Origin of the sequence: Streptomyces mobaraensis, from assembly GCF_020099395.1 — a bacterium.
In the GTDB taxonomy this organism is placed as follows: Bacteria; Actinomycetota; Actinomycetes; order Streptomycetales; family Streptomycetaceae; genus Streptomyces.
This window is the reverse complement of sequence record NZ_CP083590.1, coordinates 3513230-3536202: the sequence shown is the minus strand read 5'-3', so window position 1 is coordinate 3536202 and position 22973 is coordinate 3513230. Positions and strand designations below refer to the sequence as shown.

Below are 22973 nucleotides of genomic sequence, written 5' to 3'. Positions count from 1 at the left end.
TGGATAACTCCGTGACTCTCACGGGTGGTTGTCGAGCCGGTAGGGCCGGACGCCGGGCGTTTCGCCGACCGCTGTCAGTGGCCGGACTCATAGTGGGGAACATGTACGAGACGCCGGAAGACATGAAAGCTCTCCAGCGCCTGCTCGACGACAGCTACGCCGGGGCGGGCCCCCATCTGCGCCGGATCATCGGCGAGGACCGCCGGATGGACGCGACCGGAGTCGTGGCCGCGCTCGACGGCATCAAGATCATGGCGCTGGCCACCGCCGGCACCTCGGGCGACCCCCGGGTCGGCCCCGTCGACGGGCACTTCTACCGGGGCCGCTTCCACTTCGGATCCGGTCCGGATTCCGTCCGGGTCCGTCACATCCGCGCCCGCCCCGCGGTCAGCGCCACCTTCTTCGACGGGCAGCGGCTGCAGATCACCGTGCACGGCAAGGCCGTTCAGGTGTCGCCGACGGAGGACCCGGACCTGGAGAACTACCTGATCGAGTTGCACGGGAGGGCGCTGTGGGACGGATGGCTCAAGGACATGGCGTGGGCCCGGATCGATCCCGGAAAGATGTTCACCTTCCGCAACCCCGAGCCGTAGGGGGAGCCATGAGGGCCGATCCCGAGCGGGCTCCCCTGACCGGTTCGATCGGTCCGACCGGTCTGGGCGGTCCGACCGGTCTGGGCGGTCCGACCGGTCCGGGCGCGTCGGGGCGCCTCGGGGTGCCGTCCGCTCAGCCGACGCGCTCGGCCCAGCCCTCCGGAAGGTCCCCGGGAGCCACGGAGATGACCGAGTCGTCGTCCGGACCGACGTATTCGTCGAGCGTGATCCGGGCGAACTCCGGGACGACGTAGATGGGGTAGGTCGGCCCGGCGTCACGGTAGGCGCGCATCTCGTCCAGGTGGTCGTTCTGGAAGCAGACGGTCCGCTCGCCGTGCTGCCGGATCCAGTCCGGGAAGAAGATCACGCCGTGCAGCCGCCGCTTGCCCGGCATGATGTTGACGGCGACCGAGGTGCCGGTGGGCTCGGTCCAGGACACCTTGAAGCTGTCCTCGCCGAGCTGGACCAGATCGACTTCCTGGTCCTTGACCCAGCGCCCGCCGACGTGGCCGCTGTGGATGCGGTAGTCGATGGTGTGGTCGTTCTTGACGTACATCTCGTACTGCCAGCCGTTGGCGTACGTGTAGATGAACCGGTGGCCGACGATGCCGGAGAGGTCCTGCGCCGGGACGAGGTCGCTGAGCGCACCCATGATCTACCTCCAAGGAGCTGTTGAAGTGCGGGCTACTTCATTTTGCAACAAAACATGTTTGATGCAAAACAACCTCACCGGCACAATGGAGTCATGGACACCGCGACAGAGCTCGGACGGCTGCTCGGCCCCCTGCGCCGCGCCGTGCTGCGCACCCGCCGTTCGGAAGGGCTCCCCGACCTCCCGGAAGCGCAGATCGAGCTGCTGCGCGTACTCGCCGAAACCGGGAGCATCACCCCGCGCGAGGCGTCGATACGCCTCCGCGCCGCCCCCTCCACGATCAGCAACCTCGTCCGCACCATGGCCGCCGCGGAGCTGGTCGAGCGCACCCCGTCCGCCACCGACCTGCGCACGGTCCACCTGTCCGCCACCCCGCGCGCCCTCGACATGCTGGACCGCTACGACCGCACCAGCACCGCCGCCCTCCGCCGCGCCCTCGACGCCCTGCCCCCGGCCGGCCGCCTGGCCATCGACGACGCTCTGCCCGCCCTGGCCGACCTGCTGGTCACCCTGGAACAGCAGGACGCGACCGACCGCCGACGCGCCTGACGACCCGGGGCGCGAGGCGCCGAGGTGTCGGGTGCCGGGCGTCAGCCGACCAGCCCGGAGCGGTAGGCGTAGCGGACGGCCTGGGCGCGGTCGCGGGCGCCGGTCTTCGCGAAGACGCGGTTGATGTGCGTCTTGACCGTGGCGCGGCTGAGGAAGAGGCGTTCGCTGATCTCGGCGTTGGACAGCCCCTCCGCGATCAGGGTGAGGATCTCCGTCTCCCGGGCGGTCAGCCGATCCTGCGGAGGCACGGAGACGTCCCGCGCCGACTGGGACGTCTGCGGCACCTGCGACGTCGGAGGAGTCTGAGTCGCGTGCGACGGCCGACTCGGCTGAACCGGCCGGGGCGCGGCTGCTGGAGAGTCCTGCGGGGAGCCGCCCGGGGCCGCCTCGGACAGGGGAGGCTGGTCCCCGGCGGTGACGACCGCGATCAGGCGTTCCTGCACCACCGGGTCCATCCAGATCCGTCCCCCGTGCACGGCCCGGATCGCCCGTTCGATCTCGTCCGCGCCCGCGTCCTTGGTGAGGTACCCCTTCGCCCCCGCCCGCAGCGCGGGGAAGACCGACGAGTCGTCCGCGTACGTCGTCAGCACCAGGACGGCGATCCCCGGCGCCTGCTCGCGGAGCATCCGGGTCGCGGCGAGTCCGTCCGTCCCCGGCATCGCCAGGTCCATGAGCACGACGTCCGGCCGGTGTTCGCAGGCCAGGGCCACCGCCTCCGCGCCGTCGGCCGCCCCGCCCACGACCTCCATGCCCTCGTTCAGGCCGACCAACAGCATCAGACCCTCACGGGTCACCCGCTGGTCGTCGGCCACCAGCACCCTGATGGGAGCCACGGAATCGCTCATACCGGTATCTCCATCTCCACGGTCCACCCTTCCCCGGCGGGTCCCGCGTGGCTGCGGCCGCCGACACGTTCGATGCGCTCGCGCATCCCCCGCAGACCGTTTCCGCCGCCCGTCCACGCTTCGGCGGGCGGTGCCGGAACGCCGTCGCCGGTGTCGTCGTCCCGCGCGCCCGCGGCCCGTCCTTCGTCCGAGACGGTCAGCGTGGTGGCCTGCGGCGTGTAGCGCAGCACGACGGTGGTGGGCGAACCGGGGGCGTAGCGAGCGGCGTTGGTCAGCGCCTCCTGCGCACCCCGGTACAGCGCGAGGTTCGCCTCCGGCGTCAGCGTCCGGGGCTGTCCGGAGACCGACAGCGTGATGGGCAGCGCGAGGTCGCGACGGCACCGGCCGACCAGCGCGGTGAGTTGGTCCGCCACGGGCGCGTCGTCCCCACGCAGGGCGGCGACGGCCTGCCGCGCGTCGGAGAGGCCCTCCCGGGTCAGTTCGCCGCTGCGAACGATCAGTTGCCGCAGGACCGGGTCGACTTCGTCCCGCTCGGCGAGCTTGCGGGCCCCTTCCAACTGCACGGCGAGCGCGGACAGGGACTGCGCGAGGACATCGTGCAGCTCCCGGGCGATGCGCGTGCGCTCGGCGACGGCGGCGGCCCGCGCCTGCGCTTCCCGGGAGTCCTCCAGCTCGGCGAGCAGCAACTCGGCCTGATCGTGCCGCAGCCGGGCTTGGCGGGCGAACATGCAGACGGCACCGAGCACCGCGCACAGCAGGGCTGCTGCCGTCCCCTCCTGGAACGCGTTGCCGGACGTGCTGACGCACGCGGTGACGACGGTGATCGCCGCGGTCAGCGGTACCGCCGGCAGCACGGCGAGTCCGGGCCGCAGACGCGCGAAGAGCAGCGCGACGGCGGCGGAGACGGGGACGACCATCAGCGAACCCGACTGAAGGAACGCCAGGACGCTGCCGCCACCCCCCAGGACCAGCGACAGCGCGACGGTGACCGCCTCGGGCTGCCTGCGGCGGATCAGCGCCGCGAAGGCCAGGGACAGTAGGCATGCGGCCAACGCCAGGCTGACGACGAGGCGTTCGCCGGTGACACCCGGACCGGGCTGGCTCTGGGCGGCGGACAGCGCGGTGGAAACCATGATCGCCCAGAGCGCCAGGTGCAGGCGTGTGCCCTGACGCAGAGCGCGCAGGGTCGCGCGCGACCGTGCCTCCGCGACCCTCGGACTGTCCCCCGCACGACCGCCGGGCGGCGTCGAACTCATGTCGGACAGCATAGGCGCGGCCGGGCCCGCGAAACGCGAGCCCGGCCTCTGACGTGCGGCGATCACACCGACACCGCGGGGGAGGAGGACATTCGGTAGCCCCGGTACCGGATCACCACCAGGCGGGCTACCGCCTCGGACAGCGCCATCAGGACGAAGGCCGCCACCCATGCCTGGGACGAGGTGATCTCGTGCGTCCGGCTGAAGTCGGCTATGGCGTCACCCGCGCCATGGTCGGCGGCGAAGACGAAGCCCATCCGGAATGCCATCCCGAAGACCCAGAACGCGGCGGCGGCGACGCCCGCCTTGGCGTACACCCCGTCGTTCCGGCGCCAGAGCCGCGTCGTGATCCCGCAGAGCACCCCCAGCACAGCCCCCGCGCCGGCCAGCACCAGCTCCAGCACGAGGTCGTTCCCGGCCGTCGGCACGTCCCGCAGGTAGTACGCGGCGGTGGCGCCGACCAGCACGACCGGCAGCACCAGGTTGGACAGGTCGAGCCGCCCGCCGCGCACCTGGCGCAGGACGATCAGGACGAGGATGCCGTTGACGATGTAATCGGTGGTGTTCACAACTCCAAGACTGCTGCGAACGGCCCTTCCGATCGTCGGCCCCCGGGTTGACCACCGGGTGGAAACCGGGTGGAGAACCATCTCAACCCACGGGTTGACGCCCCCTCCGCGGAACCTGCTTTCACAGAGCCGAACACCTCGTGACCCGCATCACAACGCACCCCGCCGCGCCCCAGCGGCCACCCAGTCGACCATGCCAAAAAGCCGGAGCCCTGATCCACTCTGTGGATCAGGGCTCCGGCCTGTGCAACCAAGTCGGGGTGGCGGGATTTGAACCCACGACCTCTTCGTCCCGAACGAAGCGCGCTGCCAAGCTGCGCTACACCCCGCTGCAACGAGCTCTACTTTAGCGGACTGGAGCCGGGAGGCGAAATCCGGTTCTCAGGGAGGTGCAGGTGGGGGGAGCGGAAGGGGCCGCCCTCGTCGTTCGAGGGCGGCCCGGTGGGGCTTCGGCGGCGGCGCGGGTCAGGCGTCGCGTGGGGTGAGGGTGAGGAGGGTGGCCTCGGGGGGGCAGGCGAAGCGGACGGGGGTGTAGCGGTTGGTGCCGCAGCCGGCCGAGACGTGGAGGTACGAGCGGTGGCCGCCGGCGCGGTGGGTGGAGAGGCCCTTGACCCGGTCGGTGTCGATGTCGCAGTTGGTGACCAGCGCCCCGTAGAAGGGGATGCAGAGCTGGCCGCCGTGGGTGTGGCCGGCGAGGATCAGGGGGTAGCCGTCGGCCGTGAAGGCGTCCAGAACCCGCAGGTAGGGGGCGTGGACGACGCCGATGGAGAAGTCGGCGTCCTGGACCGGGCCGCCCTGGACGGCGTCGTACCGGTCGCGCTTGATGTGCGGGTCGTCGAGCCCGGTGAGCGCGATCTCGGTGCTGCCGATCTTCAGGTGGCCCCGGGTGTTGGTGAGGTTGACCCAGCCGGCCTTGTCGAAGGAGTCCCGCAGTCCCTCCCAGGGGTTGTGGATCACGCCGACGGCCGGTGCGTTGCCGTTGAGGCCGTGCCGTCCGCTGGCCTTCTCGAAGAGGTAGCGGGCCGGGTTCCGCAGCTTGGGCCCGTAGTAGTCGTTCGAGCCGAAGACGTAGGCGCCGGGGAACCGCATCAGCGGACCGAGCGCGTCCAGGGTCTCGGGGACGCCCTCCGGGTCGGAGAGGTTGTCGCCGGTGTTGATCACGAAGTCGGGGCGCAGGCCGGCGAGGGACTGCAGCCAGCGCTGCTTCTTGCGCTGCCCGCTCACCATGTGGATGTCCGAGACCTGCAGCACCCGCAGCGGCCGCATCCCGGGCGGCAGGACGGGCACGGTCACCCGCCGGAGCCGGAAGGAGCGGACTTCGAAGCCGGCGGCGTAGGCGATGCCCGCCGCGCCGACTGCTGTGATTCCCAGGGGTACTGCGTATCGCGCGCGCATACGGCCATGGTCGCAGACGGCGGGGGGCGGCCGTGTCACGGGCCGGGTGGCCAAGGGGAGTTGTGGGCCGCGAGCGGCTCTGGAGGCAGGTGCCTTCGTTAATGCGGGGCGCGGGCGGGGGCGGGATGCGAAGATTGCGGCATGACCACGCTCAAGGCAAAGCTCCAGGAAGACCTCACGGCCGCCATCAAGGCGCGCGACGAGCTGCGCTCCGCCACTCTCCGTCTCACCCTCTCCGCGATCGGTTACGAGGAGACCGCGGGCAAGCAGGCCCGTGAGCTCTCCGACGACGAGGTCCTGAAGGTGATCACGCGCGAGGCGAAGAAGCGCCGTGAGGCCGCGGACGCGTTCGCGAAGGGCGGCCGGGCCGACTCCGCCGAGCGGGAGCGGGCGGAGGGCGAGGTGCTCGCCGGGTACCTGCCGCAGCAGCTGTCGGACGAGGAGCTCACCGCGCTCGTCGCCGAGGCCGTGGCCGAGGCGAAGAGCGGTGGGGCCGAGGGGCCGAAGGCCATGGGCGCCGTGATGAAGATCGTCAAGCCCAAGGTCGGCAACCGCGCCGAGGGCGGCCGGATCTCCGCCGAGGTCAAGCGGCAGCTTTCTTAAGAAGCGGCAGCTTTCGTAAGAGCCGAAAGAGAAAGGAGGGGCCTGCCGGACCGTTCATGGTCCGGCAGGCCCCTCCTCTTTTGTCCCTCTTACGCCTCGCGCCTCAGTGCCCCCGGCCCGGCTTGTCGTTCCCGCCGGGCTTTCCGTTCTTCCCGTTCTTGCCGGGCTTGTTGCCCTGCCGGCCCGAGTCGCCGCCCTTCTTGCCCTTCCCCTTCTTGTCCCCCTTGTCGGAGTCCCCGGTGTCGATGCCGGGCACCGTGTCGAAGGTGGGGGCGGACCTGCTCTCCAGGGCGCCGTTCATGGCGTCCCGCCAGATCGGGCCCGGGGTGTCACCGCCGTAGACCTGGGCGTGGTAGACGCCGCCGATGGTGATGTCCTCCATCGAGACCTGGGTCTCGCCCGCTCCACCGACCCAGACGGCCCCGGCCATGTTGGGGGTGTAGCCGACGAACCACGCCGCCTTGCGGCCGTCCGTCGTACCGGTCTTGCCCGCGCTGTCGCGACCGCCGAGGCCGGCCTCCTTGCCCGTGCCGTCCTCGACGACGCCCTTCAGCAGCGTGCTGATCGTCTGGGCGGTCTCCTCGGACATGGCCCGGGAGCAGTTCGACTTCGGCACGTTCAGCGGCTTGCCGTTCGGGCCGAGCGCGGAGGAGACGACAACCGGCGTGCAGTAGGTGCCGCGGTTGGCGAAGGCCGCATAGGCGGAGGCCATGCTCAGCGGGGACATCGGCTGGGAGCCCAGCGCGATCGACGGGACGGCCTCGAACTTCCTGCCGTCGGCCCGCTTGAGGCCGAGCTTCTCGGTCATCTTCTGCACCGGGCAGAGCCCGATGTCACCGAGCAGCTGGACGAAGTAGGTGTTGACCGACTTCGCCGTCGCCTCCGCCATGCCGTACGGGCCGACCTCGCTCTTGTTCTCGTTGGTGAGCGACTCGCCGCCGTTCTTCCAGGAGGTGCCGCAGGTCTCCACCTCGTCCGGGTAGGGCATGGAGAACGGGGAGGAGTACGACTGGTTGGCCGACTTGCCCTCTTCCAGGGCGGCGGCGGCGATGATCGGCTTGAAGGTCGAGCCGGGCTGGAACCCGTTGGACCCGCCCTGCGAGAAGTTGGTCGACAGGTTGATCTGGGTCTGGTTCTTGCCGAAGCCGTACGGCTTCGACTGGCCCATGCCGAGCACCTTGCCCGACCCCGGTTCCACGATCGAGATCGCCGTGGCCACCGTGTCGCTCTGGTAGACGTGCTCGCTGATCGACTTCTGCACCGACTTCTGCGTCTGCGGGTCGAGGGTGGTGCGGATCGTCATCCCGCCCTCGTTCCACCGCTTGGCACGGGCTTCCTTCGTCTTGCCGAAGGCGGGGTCCTGGAGGAAGGTCTGCCGGACGTAGTCGCAGAAGAAGCCGGCGCCGTTGACGGCGGTGATGCAGCCGCTCTTGGGGCGGCTGACGTTGAGCTTGATCGGCTTCGCCTTCTCGGCGGCCAGCTGCGCGGGGGTGATGTTCTTCAGGTCCGCCATCCGCTGGAGGACCAAGTTCCGCCGCTTGACGGCCTCCTTGGGTGCGTTGACCGGGTCGAAGCGGCTGGGCGACTGGACGATCCCGGCGAGCAACGCGGACTCCCCGAGGGTGAGGTCCTTGGCGTGCTTGCTGAAGTAGCGCTGGGAGGCGGCCTCGACGCCGTACGCCTGCTGCCCGAAGAAGGTGATGTTCAGGTAGTTGGCGAGGATGCGCTGCTTGCCCAGCTCCTTCTCCACCTGGATGGCGTACTTCAGCTCCTTGACCTTGCGGCCGATGGTCTGCTGCGTGGCGACGGCGACCTTGTCGGGATCGTCGCCGGCCTCCTCGATGAAGACGTTCTTCACGTACTGCTGGGTGAGGGTGGACGCGCCCTCGGAGACGCCGCCGCTCTGGGCGTTGCGGTTGACGGCGCGGAGCACGCCCTTGAGGTCGACCGCGCCGTGCTCGTAGAAGCGCGCGTCCTCGATGGCGACGATCGCCTTCTGCATGTACGGGGAGATCCGGCTCAGCGGGACGACCGTGCGGTCGCGGGAGTAGACCTTGGCTATCTCCCCGCCTTCGGAGTCGAGGATGATCGTGCGCTGGCTGAGCGGCGGCGTCTTGAGGTTGGCGGGGAGTTCGTCGAACCCTTCCACCGTTCCCTTGGCCGCCAGGCCGAACGCGCCGACGGCCGGCAGGGCCAGACCGGCCAGCAGAACTCCGGAGAGGACGCTGACGCCGAGGAACTTGGCGGCCTGCTGGGCCCCTGAAGAGGCCCCCCCGCCCGAGCGCTTCATAGCCATGAAGGAAAGCCTACGTTCTCATTCGGCGGACAGACGCCCGTGTGTTCGCCTACGCTGTTTTACGCCAGCCACTGCGGCTTCTTCAGCATCACCCGTGCCTTCACTCCTGTAGGTGATGAGGTGTGTCCGTATTGCCGTATGTGTCACTGGGCGTCCCGTGCGAGAAGGGTGAAGTGTCCCTGTCTGCACAGGAAAGTCTTTGATGTCGTCAGGTCACTCCGTTGGGTGATCTGCCGCGTACGCATAGTCCGTTCGGGCCATTCAAGATTGGGCCCGAAGGGGGTGTTGCCCCCTGTCCTGCTTCCGTAACGTCCTCAACTGGCAACGGTGAATATGCCGCTGCCGCCGTGGGGGAGCCTCAATTCGGGAGAGGACGGCGCCAGCATGGGCTGGGTAACCGACTGGAGTGCGCAGGCCGCCTGCCGCACTACCGATCCGGATGAACTGTTCGTTCAGGGCGCAGCGCAGAACAGGGCCAAGGCGGTCTGCACCGGGTGTCCGGTCCGCACCGAGTGCCTGGCCGACGCGCTCGACAATCGCGTCGAGTTCGGCGTCTGGGGCGGGATGACCGAGCGCGAGCGGCGGGCACTGCTGCGCCGCAGGCCGACGGTCACGTCCTGGCGCAGGCTGCTGGAGACCGCCCGCACCGAGTACGAGCGCGGCGCCGGCCTCCTGCCGCTGGGCGAGGAGGAGTACGACGCGTACGCGGCGGCCGGGTAGACCGCCGGGCTGACGCGGGTCGGCGTCAGGGCCTGCCGCTCCCTGTGGCCCCTCCGGCCGCTCCTTTCCACCACGCCGCCCGGGCCGTCGGACCGGACCCGGTCCTTCCACTGTCACGCGCGCTACGGCTCAGGGCGCTACGGGCCGCGGCGCTATGGCCCGCAGCATTACGGCTCGCAGCAGCGCTATGGTCCGCAGCACTACGGCCCGCGGCCGCGGCTACTCCGCCCGGTCCGCCCCCGGCTGGGACGGCACCGCGCCCTCGGCCGCCCTACCCGGCCCGTCGGCCGGAACCGGCTGCCCGGCCAGCCGGTCGCCGATGGCCCGCAGCCCGGACAGGTCGTGCACGTCACCGGGGAGCGCCGGCACCTCGGCCACCGGAACGTCCGGGTGCAGCGCGGTGAAACGGTCCCGGGTGCGCCGCTCGCGCGTGAGTACCCGCATGCGCTCCGCGTGCAGACGCAGAAGCCCGGCGGCGAGCTTCTCGGTGGAGAGAGTGGTGCCCCCTCCGGCCGAATCCGTGGTTTCCGCTGTGACGGATTCCGTGATGACCGACTCCGCGTCGGAACCCGCCTGCGCGGCACCGACGGAATCCGCGTCCGCGCTCGATGACGTCGACGACCTCGATGACGTGGACGACACCGGTGACGAAGACGACGGCGCGGATGCGGATCCCGATGGTGCCGGCGCTGCCGGAGCTGCTGTTCCTGACGGTGCCGCGGAGTCTGCCGACATCGTGGGCACTCCGGGTGACACGGGCTGGGGGAAGCCGCTCTCGGGAGAGGATGTGTCGAGGGGAGTGACGGTGCCAGGGTCGTCAGCGGTACGTGTCCCAGCTTGCCCGCTGCCACGATCCACAATGCCGGAACCGGCAAGATTTTCTGTGTAATCCGCCGTCGCGGTGCCACCCGCGTGCGCCGGGGACCGTACGGGCTCGTCCGGCCCGCCGGCCTCGTCGGCCAGGGCCTCGGCCGCCGCGAGCGCCCGCTCGGCGGAGAGCCGTGCGGCACCGCTGCCGTGCACCCGGTTCAGCACCAGCCCCGCCAGCGGCATTCGCTCGGCGGCCAGTCGCTGGACGAAGTAGGCGGCCTCCCGCAGCGCGTCCCGCTCGGGGGCGGCGACGACGAGGAACGCCGTTCCCGGAGCCTGGAGCAGGCGGTACGTGGCATCGGCACGGGTACGGAATCCGCCGAACATGGTGTCCATCGCCGCCACGAAGGTCTGTACGTCACGCAGCAGTTGGGCGCCCATCAGTTTGTTCAGGGGCCCGCTCATCACGGACATCCCGACGCCCAGGAACTTCATCCCGGCCCGTCCGCCGATCTTCGCCGGGGCCATCAGCAGCTTGATGAGCTTGCCGTCCAGGAACGACCCCAGCCGGCTCGGCGCGTCCAGGAAGTCCAGCGCCGAACGGCTCGGCGGGGTGTCGACGACGATCAGGTCCCACTCGTCGCGGGAGCGGAGCTGGCCGAGCTTCTCCATGGCCATGTACTCCTGCGTCCCGGCGAAGCCGGCCGACAGTGACTGGTAGAAGGGGTTCTCCAGGATCGCCCGGGCGCGTTCCCTGTCGGCGTGCGCCTCGACGATCTCGTCGAAGGTCCCCTTCATGTCCAGCATCATGGCGTGCAGTTCGCCGCCGGCGGCCGCGTCGACGCCGGGCACCCGGCGCGGCACGTTGTCCAGCTCCTCGATCCCCATCGACTGCGCGAGCCGGCGCGCCGGGTCGATGGTGAGCACGACCACCCGCCGGCCGCGCTCCGCCGCCCGCAGGCCCAGCGCGGCGGCGGTCGTCGTCTTGCCGACCCCGCCCGAGCCGCAGCAGACCACGATCCGGGTGCGGCGGTCGTCCAGGATGGGGTCGATGTCGAGCGCTGTCGTCCTGTCCAGGCTCACTGGGCCCCCTCGGTCGTTCGGCTGGTGACGTCGTGCGACGTGCCGTCGTAGGACGTGCCGCCGTGCGACGCGGTGGTCCGCCGCGCCGCGCCCTCCCGCTCGCCGGCGTCCCGCCGGACGATGTCCTGTTCCCGCAGCGCGCGCGCCATGCGGTACAGGCCGGCCAGGTCCACGCCGTCGCCGAGCAGCCGCAATTCGCTGGTGGGAAGGGACAGTTCCGCCAGCCGGGAGCGGCCGAGGCGTTCCAGCGCCAGCCGTCCGGTGTGCTCGCGTGCCTCGTCGAGCAGCGGCCCGACCAGGGCGCCCGCCGCACCCGCCCGGCTCCCGCCGCCGGACGACGTCCGGGCCAGGGCCTCGGCGAGGGCCGCGGCGACGGCGTCGCGCCGGCCGTTCGCGGCCTCCTCGACGGCGGCCTCGTCGAGGACCTCGGGACGCACCATGTTGATGACCACGCCCCCGACCGGCAGCCCGGCGGCGCGCAGTTCCGCCACCCCGTCCACCGTCTCCTGGACCGGCATCTCCTCCAGCAGCGTCACCAGGTGCACCGCCGTCTGGGGCGACTTGAGGACGCGCATCACGGCCTGCGCCTGGTTGTGGATCGGACCGATCCGGGCCAGGCCCGCCACCTCGTCGTTGACGTTGAGGAAGCGGGTGATGCGGCCGGTCGGCGGGGCGTCCATCACGACGTGGTCGTAGACGAAGCGGCCCGCGCGGTCCTTCCGGCGCACGGCCTCGCACGCCTTGCCGGTCAGCAGGACGTCCCGCAGCCCCGGGGCGATGGTCGTCGCGAAGTCGATCGCGCCGAGCTTCTTCAGGGCCCGGCCGGCGCTGCCGAGCTTGTAGAACATGTGGAGGTAGTCGAGGAGGGCGCGCTCGGCGTCGATGGCCAGCGCGTACACCTCCCCGCCACCGGGAGCGACCGCGATCTTGCGTTCCTCGTAGGGGAGCGCCTCCGTCTCGAAGAGCTGGGCGATGCCCTGCCGGCCCTCGACCTCGACCAGCAGTGCGCGTTTTCCCTCGGCCGCGAGGGCGAGGGCGAGAGCGGCGGCGACGGTGGTCTTGCCGGTACCGCCCTTGCCACTGACGACATGGAGCCTGCTCATGGTGCGGAGCCTAACCAGTCGCCGCGCGGGCTACGCACGAGGCTGTCAGTGTGAGGCATTACAGTCGGGCCATGACCAAGTGGGAATACGCGACGGTGCCGCTTCTGGTGCACGCGACCAAGCAGATTCTGGACACCTGGGGCGAGGACGGCTGGGAGCTCGTCCAGGTCGTTCCCGGGCCGAACAACCCCGAGCAGCTCGTGGCCTACCTGAAGCGGGAAAAGGCGTGAGTGCCGTCGAGGACAGGCTCGCGGAGCTCGGGCTGACCCTGCCGGACGTCGTTCCTCCGCTGGCCGCCTACCAGCCGGCCGTGCGCAGTGGCGCGTACGTCTTCACCGCGGGCCAACTGCCCATGGTCAAGGGGTCCATTCCCGTCACGGGCAAGGTCGGCGCCGAGGTCAGCCCCGAGCAGGCCAAGGAGCTGGCGGGCGTCTGCGCGCTGAACGCCCTGGCCGCCGTGAAGTCGGTCGTCGGTGATCTGGACCGGATCGTCCGGGTGGTGAAGGTGGTGGGCTTCGTCGCCTCCGCGCCCGACTTCACCGGCCAGCCCGGCGTGCTGAACGGTGCCAGCGAGCTGCTGGGCGAAGTCCTCGGCGACAAGGGCGTGCACGCGCGCTCCGCGGTGGGCGTCGCGGTGCTGCCGCTGGACGCGCCCGTCGAGGTCGAGCTCCAGGTGGAGGTCGCGGACTGACGTCCGCTTCGTTTCGAGGGCGGCCGGATCCTTCCGTCGCCGGGCCGGGATCGGTCAGGGCGTGCGGCGCGGACCGGCCGAGTCCCGTCGCGCCGTGAGGAGTTCCGGGCGTGGAGGTCCGTGGCGCCGGGCGCCCCGGGCCTTTCGCGCCCCCTCGAACATCCGCGCACCAGCGCATAGCATCCGGCCATGGTGACGACGAACGGCCGGACGGGCGGCGACGGAGCGGACGACCGCGCGAGCGGCCGCGGGAACGGCCAGTGGTACCCGCCCGAGTGGCCCGACCGGATCCGGCGGCTCGCGCACGGCGAGCTCGAACCCGTACCGCCCCGGCGCGCCTCCACCGTCCTGCTGCTGCGGACGGACACCGACGGCGCCCTGGCCGTGCACATGCTGCGCAGACGCACCTCCATGGCCTTCGCCGGCGGCGCGTACGCGTATCCGGGCGGTGCGGTCGATCCCCGCGACGAACGCGACGTGCCCTGGGCCGGACCCTCGCCGCGGGAGTGGGCCGCCCGGCTTGGTGTCGAGCCGGAGGTGGCACAGGCCGTCGTCTGCGCGGCCGTCCGCGAGACCTTCGAGGAGGCGGGCGTACTGCTCGCCGGCCCGGACCCGGCCACGGTCGTCGCGGACACCACCGGCGCGGAGTGGGAGGCCGACCGTGCCGCGCTCGCCGGCCACGAGCTGTCGTTCGGCGACTTCCTGGAACGCCGTGGGCTGCTGCTCCGCAGCGACCTGCTGGGCGGCTGGGCCCGCTGGATCACCCCGGAGTTCGAACCCCGGCGGTACGACACCTGGTTCTTCGTGGCGGCCCTGCCCGAAGGCCAGCGCACCGCCGGCGTCTCCACCGAGGCCGACCGGGCCGTCTGGATCCGCCCCGCCGAGGCCGTCACCGGATACGACCGCGGCGAGCTGCTGATGATGCCGCCCACCGTCTCCACGCTGCGTGCGCTGCTGCCGTACGGGGACGTGCCCGCGGTGCTGGCGGCGGCGGGTGAGCGGGATCTCACCCCGGTGCTCGCACGGGCCCGGCTCGTGGGGGAAGAGATCGTGCTGAGCTGGCCCGGGCACGAGGAGTTCACCAAGCACCTCTCGTCCCGCCCTCAGGACCCTCCGCAGACCCCAGCGACCGCGACTCCGGGAGCCGACGCATGACGTACGCAGCCGTACCCGCCGAACCGCCGGGGCGCCCCCGGGCGGGCAGCCCGGCCGGTCCCGCCACCCCGCGCGCGACCTGCGTCCTCGCGCCCAACCCGTCCGCGATGACGCTCGACGGCACCAACACCTGGCTGCTGGCCGAGCCCGGGTCCGACCAGGCGGTGGTCGTCGACCCCGGCCCGCTGGACGAGTCCCACCTGCGGGCCGTCATCGCCGCGGCCGAGGAATCGGGCCGGCGGATCGCCCTGGCCCTGCTCACCCACGGCCACCTGGACCACTCCGGCGGCGCCGAGCGCTTCGCCGAGCTGACGGGCGCGCCGGTGCGGGCGGTGGACCCGGCCCTGCGCGTGGGCGGCGACGGGCTCGCCGCAGGCGACGTCATCACCGTCGGAGGCCTGGAACTGCGGGTCGTCCCCGCGCCCGGCCACACGGCGGACTCCGTCTGCCTCCACCTGCCCGCGGACCGGGCCGTGATCACCGGGGACACCGTCCTCGGCCGGGGCACCACCGTCGTCGCCCACCCGGACGGGCGGCTCGGCGACTACCTCGACTCACTGCGCCGGCTGCGGTCGCTCGTCGTCGAGGAGGACGTACGGACGGTCCTGCCCGCCCACGGCCCCGTCCTGGAGGACGCGCGCGGCGCCCTGGAGTTCTACCTGGCCCACCGGGCCAAGCGCCTCGCCCAGGTGGAGACCGCCGTCGAGGCGGGGCACCGGACTCCGGCCGAGGTGGTGGCGCACGTGTACGCGGACGTGGACCGCGCGGTGTGGCCGGCGGCGGAGCTGTCGGTCAGGGCGCAGCTGGACTATCTGAGCGAGCACGGGCTGATCTAGCAGCCCAGGGCCGCGAGACGAAGCGCCCGAGCACGCCGTAGGAGGGCCCCGCCGGAACGGGACCCTCCTACGGGCGGGCGCGCCTCGGCGCCCGCGGGGTCAGCGCGAGCGCTTGGCCAGCCGCTCGACGTCCAGCAGGATCACGGCGCGCGCCTCCAGGCGCAGCCAGCCGCGGCCGGCGAAGTCGGCGAGGGCCTTGTTGACCGTCTCCCGGGAGGCGCCCACGAGCTGGGCCAGCTCCTCCTGGGTGAGGTCGTGCACCACGTGGATGCCCTCCTCGGACTGCACGCCGAAGCGGCGCGACAGGTCCAGCAGCGCCTTGGCGACACGGCCGGGGACGTCCGAGAAGACGAGGTCCGACATGGAGTCGTTGGTGCGGCGCAGCCGGCGCGCGACGGCGCGCAGCAGGGCGGTGGCCACCTCCGGGCGGGCGTTCAGCCACGGCTGAAGGTCGCCGTGGCCCAGGCCGAGGAGCTTGACCTCGGTGAGCGCGGTCGCGGTGGCGGTACGCGGCCCGGGGTCGAAGAGGGACAGTTCGCCGATCAGCTCGCCGGGCCCCAGGACGGCGAGCATGTTCTCGCGGCCGTCGGGGGAGGTGCGGTGAAGCTTCACCTTGCCCTCGGTCACCACGTAGAGGCGGTCGCCCGGGTCGCCTTCGTGGAACAGGGCGTCGCCCCTCGCGAGAGTGACCTCGCCCATGGAGGCGCGCAGCTCAGCGGCCTGCTCGTCATCGAGCGCCGCGAAGAGCGGGGCGCGCCGCAGAACGTCGTCCACGAGTTCTCTCCTTGTCGACATGCACAGAGGACCGTGGTCCCCATGATGCCCGTCGGTAAAACTGTGTGATCAAACACAAGTGTGGCGCATCGTCGACGGAAGCCCTACGGCAGGGGTCCGATTGGGCTGTGCTTTTCCCGCGCTCGGGGCGGATGTCAGTGCCGGGCTTTAGTCTGGCCGGGTGTCCAATACGCCGGTGAGAGCACAGGGCAAGGGGGCCGGGAGGGTGACCTCGACCCGCGATTCCGCTGTGGGCGAACAGCCTGCGGCGAAAACCGCAAAAGACGCAGATACCACCAAATCGCAGGCCCGTGGAGAGAGCGGCCGGACGGCGGGCGGGAAGGCGAAGGCGGCGCCGTCGGCCGAACGGGGGGCGCGGACGGCCGACGGTGACGGCGGGGTGGTGAACGCCGCCCCGACGGCGGCGGCCGGCGGCCGGAGCGCCACCGCCGGGAGAACGGCGGCGAAGAAGGCCGTGGCGAGGAAGCCCACGGCGAAGAAGACCGCTGCCCCCGAGAAGGCCGCCGTCACCAAGAAGACAGTGGGCGCCAAGAAGACCGCAGCCACCAAGAAGACCGTGGGCGCCAAGGAGGCCGCCGCCGGGAAGAGCACGACGCCGCCCGCGAGCGGCAGCGGCGCCTCCGCCGAGTCGCGGACCGCGCTCGTCCGGCGCGCCCGGCGGATCAACCGCGAGCTCGCCGAGGTGTACCCGTACGCCCACCCCGAGCTGGACTTCGAGAACCCGTTCCAGCTCCTCGTGGCCACGGTCCTCTCCGCCCAGACCACCGACCTGCGCGTCAACCAGACCACCCCGGCCCTCTTCGAGGCGTACCCCACACCCGAGGACATGGCGGCGGCCGACCCGGAGCGGCTGGAGCAGCTGATCCGCCCGACGGGCTTCTTCCGTGCCAAGGCCCGGTCCCTGCTCGGGCTCTCCGCCGCCCTCCGCGACGACTTCGGCGGTGAGGTGCCCGGCCGCCTCCAGGACCTCGTCAAGCTCCCGGGCGTGGGGCGCAAGACGGCCAACGTCGTCTTGGGCAACGCCTTCGGCGTCCCCGGCATAACGGTCGACACGCACTTCCAGCGGCTCGTCCGGCGCTGGCGGTGGACGGCGGAGACCGACCCGGAGAAGATCGAGGCCGAGGTCTGCGCGCTCTTTCCGAAGAGCGACTGGACGATGCTCTCGCACCGTGTCATCTTCCACGGCCGCCGCATCTGCCACTCCCGCAAGCCCGCCTGCGGTGCCTGCCCGATCGCCCCGCTCTGCCCCGCGTACGGCGAGGGCGAGACCGACCCGGAGAAGGCGCGGAAGCTGCTCAAGTACGAGAAGGGCGGCCTGCCGGGCCAGCGCCTGAAGCCTCCGCCGGACTTCCCGGGCCCGCCCGCGCCCCCGCTGGGAGCCGAGTGAGGGAGCTGCCGCGCGGAGGCACGGCGCGGATTCCGCCAGAAGACCAGGAAACGCCCGGCAGCCGCCGGGGAGATCGTCGGGAACATTGGGGAAGCGCATGAGGAGCACGTACGGCCGCGACAGCCGTGAGATCACCGTGACCGCCGAGGGGCTGCCCGAGTGGCTGGAACCGGTGGCGCGCTTCCTGACGACCGTCGAGCCGCACCAGCTGAGCCGCTTCCTGCCGCCGGAGACCGGAGGGCGCCTCTCCGCGGTGCTGGTCCTCTTCGGCGAAGGGCAGGACGGCCCCGAGCTGCTGCTCCTCGAACGGTCCGGAACCCTGCGCTCGCACGCCGGCCAGGCGTCGTTCCCCGGGGGCGCCCTCGATCCGGAGGACGGCGAGCCGGCCGATGGCGGCCTGGTCCGCGCGGCGCTGCGCGAGGCCGAGGAGGAGACCGGCCTCGACCCCTCGGGCGTGCAGGTCTTCGGCGTGCTGCCGGACCTCTACATCCCCGTGAGCGGGTTCGTCGTGACCCCGGTCCTCGGCTGGTGGCGCGAGCCCAGCCCGGTCGGGCCGGTCGACCCCGCGGAGACGGCCCGCGTCTTCACCGTCCCCGTCGCCGAGCTCACCGACCCGGCGAACCGGGCGACCGCCGTCCACCCCAGCGGCCACCGGGGCCCCGTCTTCCACGTGGGCTCGGCGACGGTCTGGGGCTTCACCGCCGGGGTGATCGACCGCATCCTGCACTACGCGGGCTGGGAGCGGCCCTGGGACGCCGGCCGGGAGGTGCTGCTGGACCGGACGGCCTGACCACGCCGGCGGCCAGCCCGTACCGTCACACGCGCCCCCCGTCGCCCCCGCACCTCACACCCCGCCGCGTCACCACCGTCGACAACCGCAATGCGAGGCACCCTTCGGTGAACGTTCTGGACATCGTGCTGCTGCTGGCCGCCGCCTGGTTCGCGGTCATCGGCTACCGCCAGGGGTTCGTGGTCGGCGTGCTCTCGGTGATCGGTTTCCTCGGCGGCGGGCTGGCCGCCCTCTACGCACTGCCCGTGATCTGGGACAACGCGACCGGGGACCGCACGCCGGGCACCCCGGCGGCCGTCGCGGCGGTGGTCATCGTGATCGTCTGCGCCTCGGTGGGCCAGGCCGCCACCACCCACCTGGGGAACCGGCTGCGCCGCCACATCACCTGGTCCCCGGCCCGCGCCCTGGACGCGACGGGCGGCGCGCTGGTCAACGTGGTGGCCATGCTGCTGGTCGCCTGGGTGATCGGCTCCGCCCTGGCGGGGACGTCGCTGCCGACGCTCGGCAAGCAGGTCCGCACGTCGAAGGTGCTGCTCGGCGTGGCCCGGGTGGTGCCGGCGGAGGCCAACACCTGGTTCGCGGACTTCAGCACGGCCCTCGCCCAGAACGGCTTCCCGCAGGTCTTCGCCCCCTTCTCGACCGAGCCCATCACCTCCGTCCCGGCCCCCGATCCCGCGCTCTCGGGCAGCGCCGTCGCCGCCGAGGCGCAGCGGAGCGTCGTGAAGGTGGTCGGCAACGCGCCGGGCTGCGGGAAGGTGCTGGAGGGCAGCGGCTTCGTCTTCGCCCCGCAGCGGGTGATGACCAACGCCCACGTCGTGGGCGGGGTGACGGATCCGACCGTGCAGGTCGGCGGGCGTGGCCGGCTCCTCGACGCCAAGGTGGTGCTCTACGACTGGAAGCGCGACATCGCCGTCCTCCAGGTCCCCGACCTGCGCGCCCCCGAGCTGCGCTTCGCCCGCGCGGAGGCGGAGAGCGGGATGAGCGCCATCGTCGCGGGCTTCCCGGAGAACGGCGCCTACGACGTCCGGTCCGCCCGCATCCGCAGCCGTGTGGACGCCAACGGCCCCGACATCTACCACCGCGGTTACGTCCGGCGTGACGTCTACTCGCTGTACGCGACCGTGCGGCAGGGCAATTCCGGCGGCCCGCTGCTCACACCGGACGGGCGGGTGTACGGCGTGGTCTTCGCCAAGTCGCTCGACGACGCGGACACCGGGTACGCGCTGACGGCGGACGAGGTGCACGAGGACGTCGTGGAGGGGCGTACGGCCGTGGAACGGGCCGACACCCAGGGGTGCGCCCTCTGAGCGCGCCCCAGAGGCGCCCGGTCCGGGGCGCGTGAGGGCGCGCTCCGGGGGCGCGAAAGGGGCGTAAAGGGGGTCTGCGCTACGGGCGTGAGCCCCGCGCTATGTCAGCGCCGCGGGGGCCGGCCGAGCCGTACCGGGCGACGGCCCGGCGCTCAGCGCCCGCGAGGATGGCGCAGCCGCGCCGACACCCAGCGCGCGCGGCGCCGGATGATGCGCGGGATGCCGAGCTGGGGGTCCGTGCCCTCCCCCGGCCGGAGGAAGCCGCCGTGCGGTCCCTCCATCCTCTCGGATGCTTCGGTCACCACAGTCACCGCGGCATCGTCATCGGCGCCGCGCTGCTGAGTCAGGTCGCGATGGTCGTGCGTCCAGCCCATACCCGGTCCTGTGCCCGGGGTCGAAGGTCGGTAATCGCCGACGCGACGGGCAATTGGCCTATGCACGAGGCAATGACCGATCGTCGGCCAATTGTTCGACCCGTTGCTCCGGTAGCCCGCGGGCCCGCCCCCTACCGGTCCGGTTCGGGGTCCTTCAGCCAGCCGATCAGCTCCGCCGAGAACGCGGCCGGGTCCTCCTCGTGCGGGAAGTGCCCCAGGCCGTCGAAGAGGCGCCAGCGGTAGGGAGCCTCCACGTACTCGCCCGAGCCCGCCGCGCTCCGGGTCCGCATCACCGGATCGAGCGACCCGTGGACATGCAGCGTCGGGACGCGCACCGGCCGCTTCATCCGCCGGTTGAACTGGATGCCGTCCGGCCGCGCCATCGACCGCACCATCCACCGGTACGGCTCGACCGAGCAGTGCGCCGTCGACGGGATCGTCATCGCGCGCCGGTACACGTCGACCGCCGCATCCTCCGGCTGCCGCGGCCCGGACCAGTCCCGGATCAGCCGGCCGACCAGCGTCGCGTCGTCCGCGACCAGCCGGCGCTCCGGGATCCACGGCCGCTGGAAGCCCCAGACGTACGACCCGGCGGCGGTCTGCTGCGGGTCGGTGAGCATCGCCGAGCGCCACCGCCTGGGGTGCGGCATCGACGACACCACCAGCCGTCGTACCAGCTGCGGCCGCATCACGGCCGCCGTCCACGCCAGATAGCCGCCGAGGTCGTGGCCGACCAGGGCCGCGTCCGGCTCGCCGAGCGAGCGGATCACCCCGGTGATGTCCAGGGCGAGATTGGCCGGATCGTAGCCCCGCGGCGTGCGGTCGCTGCCGCCCACACCGCGCAGGTCCATCGCGACCGCCCGGAACCCGGCCTCCGCCAGCGCGGGCAGCTGGTTCCGCCACGTCCACCAGAACTGCGGGAAGCCGTGCAGCAGCAGCACCAGCGGCCCCTCGCCCATCTCGGCGATATGGAACCGCGCCCCGTTCGCCGCGACGTCCCGGTGCGTCCACGGCCCGTCCGGGCGCACCACCGCCGTCGGCGACGCGGCGGAGACCGCCGGCGCGGACGGGTCCGGGGCCTTGGCGGGTTCGGGAGACGCGGGCGCTGCGGAGGTATCGGGCACCGTCATACGGACGAGCGTGTCACAGATGCGTCCGCAGGGCGCGTGTCCGTCACAGGACGGGGATGCGGCTTGACCGTGCTCAGAACGGCCGCCGTCTCCTTGGCCGACGCCATGGTTCGCTCCGGCTTGCTGATCTTCTTCAGCTTGCTGATGGCCAGCAGCCCCAGCAGACCCGCCAGTACCAGGAACGCACCGCCCGTGATCAGGAACGACCAGGCGAGGCCGAGGCCCAGGTTGTGGATGCCGTACGCCGCCGCGAAGCTCAGCACCGGCAGTGAGAAGAGCGCCAGGGTCCCCGCCGCGGCGATCGCGCCGCCGCCCACGCCGACCCGCTTGGCGTCCTCCCGCAGTTCGGCCTTGGCCAGCGCGATCTCGTCGTGCACCAGCGCGGACAGCTCCGCGGTGGCCGTCGCCACCAGCTGGCCGAGGCTGCGTTCGGCACCGTCGTCGGCTGCGCTCATCGCTGCTCCCTCATCGTCGTCGCTCCCTCGTCTGCGCGTCCTCGGCGGCCCGGACCGGGTCCGGCCTGGGTGTTCCGCCCGCCTTCGGCGGTGGTGAGGACACTCAGATCATGCCGGACCATCGTCGCCGGTGGTGCGCCCGGAGGCGACTTCCGCCCGGCGGCGGTGTTCCGCGGCCTTCGCTTCGAGGATCGCCGCCATGCGCAGGTGGTACGCCGGGTCGTCCTGTTCGTAGATGTCCGGGATGCCGTCCTGGTCCTCGTCCCGGTCCTCCTCGGCGCACAGCTTCTTGTATTTGTTGTCGCGGAGCTTCAGCAGGATGCTCGCGAGGACCGCGGCGATCAGCGAGCCCACCAGGACCGCCGCCTTGATCTCGCCGCCCAGGACCGGATCGTCGCCGAAGGCCAGCTCACCGATGAGCAGGGAGACGGTGAAGCCGATGCCGGCCAGCGAGGCGACCGCGAGGACGTCGGGCCACTTCAGGTCGGGGTTCAGCTCGGCCCGGGTGAAGCGGGCCGCCAGCCAGGTGCCGCCGAAGACCCCGATCGCCTTGCCGAGTACCAGGCCGAGTACGACACCCAGCGTCTCGGGCCTGCGGAAGATGTCGGAGAGCGCGCCGCCGGAGAGCGAGACGCCCGCGGAGAACAGGGCGAAGAGCGGTACGGCGAGTCCGGCCGACAACGGGCGTACGAGGTGTTCGATGTGCTCCCCCGGGGAGACCCGCTCGTCGTCGTGCCGGTGGCAGCGGAGCATCAGTCCCATGGCGACACCGGCGATCGTCGCGTGGACCCCGCTGTTGTACATCAGCGCCCAGTTGACGACGGCCAGCGGGACGTAGACGTACCAGCCGCGCACGCCCTTCCACAGCAGCAGCCGGAAGACCGCGAGGCCGAGCACCGCGAAGCCGAGGGCGACGAAGTCGATCTGCGAGGTGAAGAAGACGGCGATGATCAGGATCGCGAAGAGGTCGTCGACGACGGCGAGGGTGAGCAGGAAGGCGCGCAGCGCGGACGGCAGGGCCGTGCCGATGACGGCGAGGACGGCGAGGGCGAAGGCGATGTCCGTGGCGGTGGGGACGGCCCAGCCCTGGAGGGAGCCGCCGCCGCTGCTCGCGACCGCGGTGTAGACGACGGCGGGGATCGCCATGCCGCAGAGGGCGGCGACCACCGGGAGGATGGCCGCCTTGGGGTCGCGGAGTTCCCCCGCGACGAGTTCGCGTTTGAGCTCGATGCCGGCGACGAAGAAGAAGACGGCCAGCAGCCCGTCGGCGGCCCAGTGCTGGACGGAGAGGTTCAGCCCGAGCGCGCCGGGTCCCAGGTGGAAGCCGCTTATGGACTCGTAGCTGTCCTTGAGCGGAGTGTTCGCCCAGATCAGAGCGGCGACGGCGGCGGCCAGCAGCAGAACGCCGCCGACGGTCTCGGTGCGCAGCGCGTCCGCGAGGTGGTTCCGCTCGGGCAGCGGCAGCCGGCCGAGGAGGACGGAACGGTTCTTCTGGGGCGCGGCCACGGTGGAGACCTCCTGGGGTCGATCGACGGACACACGTGGGGCCACGTGTGCCGAGTGCCGACCAGACTTCCCG

24 protein-coding genes and 1 tRNA gene are annotated in these 22973 nt (G+C 71.8%); 11 read left to right on the top strand and 14 right to left on the bottom strand.

All coding sequences use genetic code 11. The annotated features are described in order from the left end of the window. The first annotated feature begins 101 nt into the window (after positions 1-101). Entirely contained in the window at positions 102-593 is a 492-nt protein-coding gene (locus tag K7I03_RS15255) for a pyridoxamine 5'-phosphate oxidase family protein (protein ID WP_185942410.1), read from the top strand. Between the two features lie 133 nt (positions 594-726). Here K7I03_RS15255 and K7I03_RS15250 read toward each other — a convergent pair whose 3' ends face one another. After that, complete coding sequence (locus K7I03_RS15250) at positions 727-1245, bottom strand: phenolic acid decarboxylase (protein WP_185942409.1); 519 nt, start codon at positions 1243-1245, stop codon at positions 727-729. Positions 1246-1338: 93 nt separating this feature from the next. Here K7I03_RS15250 and K7I03_RS15245 point away from each other — a divergent pair, with 93 nt between their 5' ends. After that, the gene (locus K7I03_RS15245; RefSeq protein WP_185942408.1) at positions 1339-1794 is read left to right on the top strand and encodes a MarR family winged helix-turn-helix transcriptional regulator; all 456 of its coding nucleotides are present in this window, start codon (positions 1339-1341) and stop codon (positions 1792-1794) included. A 41-nt stretch (positions 1795-1835) separates the two neighbouring features. Here K7I03_RS15245 and K7I03_RS15240 read toward each other — a convergent pair whose 3' ends face one another. The 5 genes from K7I03_RS15240 to K7I03_RS15220 all read right to left on the bottom strand — a co-directional run bounded on the left by K7I03_RS15240 (position 1836) and on the right by K7I03_RS15220 (position 5859). Beyond that, positions 1836-2639, bottom strand: a complete 804-nt coding sequence (locus tag K7I03_RS15240; RefSeq protein ID WP_185942407.1) for a response regulator transcription factor — start codon at positions 2637-2639, stop codon at positions 1836-1838. Further along, positions 2636-3895 carry a sensor histidine kinase gene (locus K7I03_RS15235; protein WP_185942406.1) on the bottom strand — a complete coding sequence of 420 codons (1260 nt, stop codon included), beginning with the start codon at positions 3893-3895 and terminating at the stop codon, positions 2636-2638. The genes K7I03_RS15240 and K7I03_RS15235 overlap by 4 nt, the downstream gene beginning before the upstream one ends. A gap of 62 nt (positions 3896-3957) precedes the next feature. Further along, on the bottom strand, positions 3958-4464 hold the full coding sequence (locus tag K7I03_RS15230) for a hypothetical protein (RefSeq protein WP_185942405.1): 507 nt from the start codon (positions 4462-4464) through the stop codon (positions 3958-3960). Between the two features lie 255 nt (positions 4465-4719). Then, positions 4720-4793: transfer RNA gene (locus tag K7I03_RS15225), tRNA-Pro, on the bottom strand. 136 nt (positions 4794-4929) lie between these two features. Beyond that, on the bottom strand, positions 4930-5859 hold the full coding sequence (locus tag K7I03_RS15220; RefSeq protein ID WP_185942404.1) for a metallophosphoesterase: 930 nt from the start codon (positions 5857-5859) through the stop codon (positions 4930-4932). Positions 5860-6000: 141 nt separating this feature from the next. Here K7I03_RS15220 and K7I03_RS15215 point away from each other — a divergent pair, with 141 nt between their 5' ends. Next, a complete protein-coding gene (locus K7I03_RS15215) occupies positions 6001-6462 on the top strand; it encodes a GatB/YqeY domain-containing protein (RefSeq protein WP_185942403.1) in 462 nt (153 codons plus the stop codon). Positions 6463-6565: 103 nt separating this feature from the next. Here the strand turns inward: K7I03_RS15215 and K7I03_RS15210 are convergent, their stop codons facing one another. After that, positions 6566-8758, bottom strand: a complete 2193-nt coding sequence (locus K7I03_RS15210; RefSeq protein WP_185942402.1) for a transglycosylase domain-containing protein — start codon at positions 8756-8758, stop codon at positions 6566-6568. 384 nt (positions 8759-9142) lie between these two features. On the opposite strand from K7I03_RS15210, the gene K7I03_RS15205 reads away from it, so the two are divergent. Beyond that, positions 9143-9478: a WhiB family transcriptional regulator gene (locus K7I03_RS15205; RefSeq protein WP_004939680.1), complete on the top strand. Its 336-nt coding sequence runs from the start codon at positions 9143-9145 to the stop codon at positions 9476-9478. A gap of 219 nt (positions 9479-9697) precedes the next feature. Here K7I03_RS15205 and K7I03_RS15200 read toward each other — a convergent pair whose 3' ends face one another. Further along, entirely contained in the window at positions 9698-11371 is a 1674-nt protein-coding gene (locus tag K7I03_RS15200; RefSeq protein ID WP_185942401.1) for an ArsA family ATPase, read from the bottom strand. Further along, positions 11368-12474, bottom strand: a complete 1107-nt coding sequence (locus K7I03_RS15195) for an ArsA family ATPase (protein ID WP_185942400.1) — start codon at positions 12472-12474, stop codon at positions 11368-11370. The genes K7I03_RS15200 and K7I03_RS15195 overlap by 4 nt, the downstream gene beginning before the upstream one ends. Before the next feature lie 71 nt (positions 12475-12545). Here K7I03_RS15195 and K7I03_RS15190 point away from each other — a divergent pair, with 71 nt between their 5' ends. The 4 genes from K7I03_RS15190 to K7I03_RS15175 all read left to right on the top strand — a co-directional run bounded on the left by K7I03_RS15190 (position 12546) and on the right by K7I03_RS15175 (position 15156). After that, the gene (locus tag K7I03_RS15190) at positions 12546-12704 is read left to right on the top strand and encodes a DUF4177 domain-containing protein (RefSeq protein WP_003967454.1); all 159 of its coding nucleotides are present in this window, start codon (positions 12546-12548) and stop codon (positions 12702-12704) included. Next, the gene (locus K7I03_RS15185) at positions 12701-13165 is read left to right on the top strand and encodes a RidA family protein (RefSeq protein WP_185942399.1); all 465 of its coding nucleotides are present in this window, start codon (positions 12701-12703) and stop codon (positions 13163-13165) included. Before K7I03_RS15190 ends, K7I03_RS15185 begins: the two co-directional genes overlap by 4 nt. A 189-nt stretch (positions 13166-13354) precedes the next feature. Next, on the top strand, positions 13355-14320 hold the full coding sequence (locus K7I03_RS15180) for an NUDIX hydrolase (RefSeq protein WP_221902858.1): 966 nt from the start codon (positions 13355-13357) through the stop codon (positions 14318-14320). Further along, positions 14317-15156, top strand: a complete 840-nt coding sequence (locus K7I03_RS15175) for an MBL fold metallo-hydrolase (RefSeq protein WP_185942398.1) — start codon at positions 14317-14319, stop codon at positions 15154-15156. Before K7I03_RS15180 ends, K7I03_RS15175 begins: the two co-directional genes overlap by 4 nt. A 99-nt stretch (positions 15157-15255) precedes the next feature. On the opposite strand, the gene K7I03_RS15170 is transcribed toward K7I03_RS15175, so the two are convergent. Then, positions 15256-15930 carry a Crp/Fnr family transcriptional regulator gene (locus K7I03_RS15170; RefSeq protein ID WP_004939715.1) on the bottom strand — a complete coding sequence of 225 codons (675 nt, stop codon included), beginning with the start codon at positions 15928-15930 and terminating at the stop codon, positions 15256-15258. A gap of 403 nt (positions 15931-16333) precedes the next feature. On the opposite strand from K7I03_RS15170, the gene nth reads away from it, so the two are divergent. The 3 genes from nth to K7I03_RS15155 all read left to right on the top strand — a co-directional run bounded on the left by nth (position 16334) and on the right by K7I03_RS15155 (position 19435). Next, positions 16334-17338, top strand: a complete 1005-nt coding sequence (nth, locus tag K7I03_RS15165) for an endonuclease III (RefSeq protein ID WP_185942482.1) — start codon at positions 16334-16336, stop codon at positions 17336-17338. 97 nt (positions 17339-17435) lie between these two features. Then, positions 17436-18128 carry an NUDIX hydrolase gene (locus K7I03_RS15160; protein WP_185942397.1) on the top strand — a complete coding sequence of 231 codons (693 nt, stop codon included), beginning with the start codon at positions 17436-17438 and terminating at the stop codon, positions 18126-18128. A gap of 107 nt (positions 18129-18235) precedes the next feature. Continuing rightward, entirely contained in the window at positions 18236-19435 is a 1200-nt protein-coding gene (locus K7I03_RS15155; RefSeq protein WP_185942396.1) for a MarP family serine protease, read from the top strand. A gap of 152 nt (positions 19436-19587) precedes the next feature. Here K7I03_RS15155 and K7I03_RS15150 read toward each other — a convergent pair whose 3' ends face one another. From K7I03_RS15150 to nhaA, 4 genes are all read right to left on the bottom strand, one after another. Beyond that, positions 19588-19809 carry a hypothetical protein gene (locus tag K7I03_RS15150; RefSeq protein WP_185942395.1) on the bottom strand — a complete coding sequence of 74 codons (222 nt, stop codon included), beginning with the start codon at positions 19807-19809 and terminating at the stop codon, positions 19588-19590. 131 nt (positions 19810-19940) lie between these two features. Next, positions 19941-20939: an alpha/beta fold hydrolase gene (locus K7I03_RS15145; RefSeq protein ID WP_221902857.1), complete on the bottom strand. Its 999-nt coding sequence runs from the start codon at positions 20937-20939 to the stop codon at positions 19941-19943. Further along, a complete protein-coding gene (locus K7I03_RS15140; RefSeq protein ID WP_185942394.1) occupies positions 20936-21394 on the bottom strand; it encodes a phage holin family protein in 459 nt (152 codons plus the stop codon). The genes K7I03_RS15145 and K7I03_RS15140 overlap by 4 nt, the downstream gene beginning before the upstream one ends. A 108-nt stretch (positions 21395-21502) precedes the next feature. After that, complete coding sequence (nhaA, locus tag K7I03_RS15135; protein WP_185942393.1) at positions 21503-22900, bottom strand: Na+/H+ antiporter NhaA; 1398 nt, start codon at positions 22898-22900, stop codon at positions 21503-21505. Between the last annotated feature and the right edge of the window lie 73 nt (positions 22901-22973).

Excerpts from the sequence above, each read along its gene's own strand:
- K7I03_RS15255 (WP_185942410.1), top strand. The coding sequence starts at position 102 with ATGTACGAGACGCCGGAAGACATGAAAGCTCTCCAGCGCCTGCTCGAC.
- K7I03_RS15250 (WP_185942409.1), bottom strand. The coding sequence starts at position 1,245 with ATGGGTGCGCTCAGCGACCTCGTCCCGGCGCAGGACCTCTCCGGCATC.
- K7I03_RS15245 (WP_185942408.1), top strand. The coding sequence starts at position 1,339 with ATGGACACCGCGACAGAGCTCGGACGGCTGCTCGGCCCCCTGCGCCGC.
- K7I03_RS15240 (WP_185942407.1), bottom strand. The coding sequence starts at position 2,639 with ATGAGCGATTCCGTGGCTCCCATCAGGGTGCTGGTGGCCGACGACCAG.
- K7I03_RS15235 (WP_185942406.1), bottom strand. The coding sequence starts at position 3,895 with ATGAGTTCGACGCCGCCCGGCGGTCGTGCGGGGGACAGTCCGAGGGTC.
- K7I03_RS15220 (WP_185942404.1), bottom strand. The coding sequence starts at position 5,859 with ATGCGCGCGCGATACGCAGTACCCCTGGGAATCACAGCAGTCGGCGCG.
- K7I03_RS15215 (WP_185942403.1), top strand. The coding sequence starts at position 6,001 with ATGACCACGCTCAAGGCAAAGCTCCAGGAAGACCTCACGGCCGCCATC.
- K7I03_RS15210 (WP_185942402.1), bottom strand. The coding sequence starts at position 8,758 with ATGGCTATGAAGCGCTCGGGCGGGGGGGCCTCTTCAGGGGCCCAGCAG.
- K7I03_RS15205 (WP_004939680.1), top strand. The coding sequence starts at position 9,143 with ATGGGCTGGGTAACCGACTGGAGTGCGCAGGCCGCCTGCCGCACTACC.
- K7I03_RS15195 (WP_185942400.1), bottom strand. The coding sequence starts at position 12,474 with ATGAGCAGGCTCCATGTCGTCAGTGGCAAGGGCGGTACCGGCAAGACC.
- K7I03_RS15190 (WP_003967454.1), top strand. The coding sequence starts at position 12,546 with ATGACCAAGTGGGAATACGCGACGGTGCCGCTTCTGGTGCACGCGACC.
- K7I03_RS15180 (WP_221902858.1), top strand. The coding sequence starts at position 13,355 with ATGGTGACGACGAACGGCCGGACGGGCGGCGACGGAGCGGACGACCGC.
- K7I03_RS15175 (WP_185942398.1), top strand. The coding sequence starts at position 14,317 with ATGACGTACGCAGCCGTACCCGCCGAACCGCCGGGGCGCCCCCGGGCG.
- K7I03_RS15160 (WP_185942397.1), top strand. The coding sequence starts at position 17,436 with ATGAGGAGCACGTACGGCCGCGACAGCCGTGAGATCACCGTGACCGCC.
- K7I03_RS15150 (WP_185942395.1), bottom strand. The coding sequence starts at position 19,809 with ATGGGCTGGACGCACGACCATCGCGACCTGACTCAGCAGCGCGGCGCC.
- K7I03_RS15145 (WP_221902857.1), bottom strand. The coding sequence starts at position 20,939 with ATGACGGTGCCCGATACCTCCGCAGCGCCCGCGTCTCCCGAACCCGCC.
- K7I03_RS15140 (WP_185942394.1), bottom strand. The coding sequence starts at position 21,394 with ATGAGCGCAGCCGACGACGGTGCCGAACGCAGCCTCGGCCAGCTGGTG.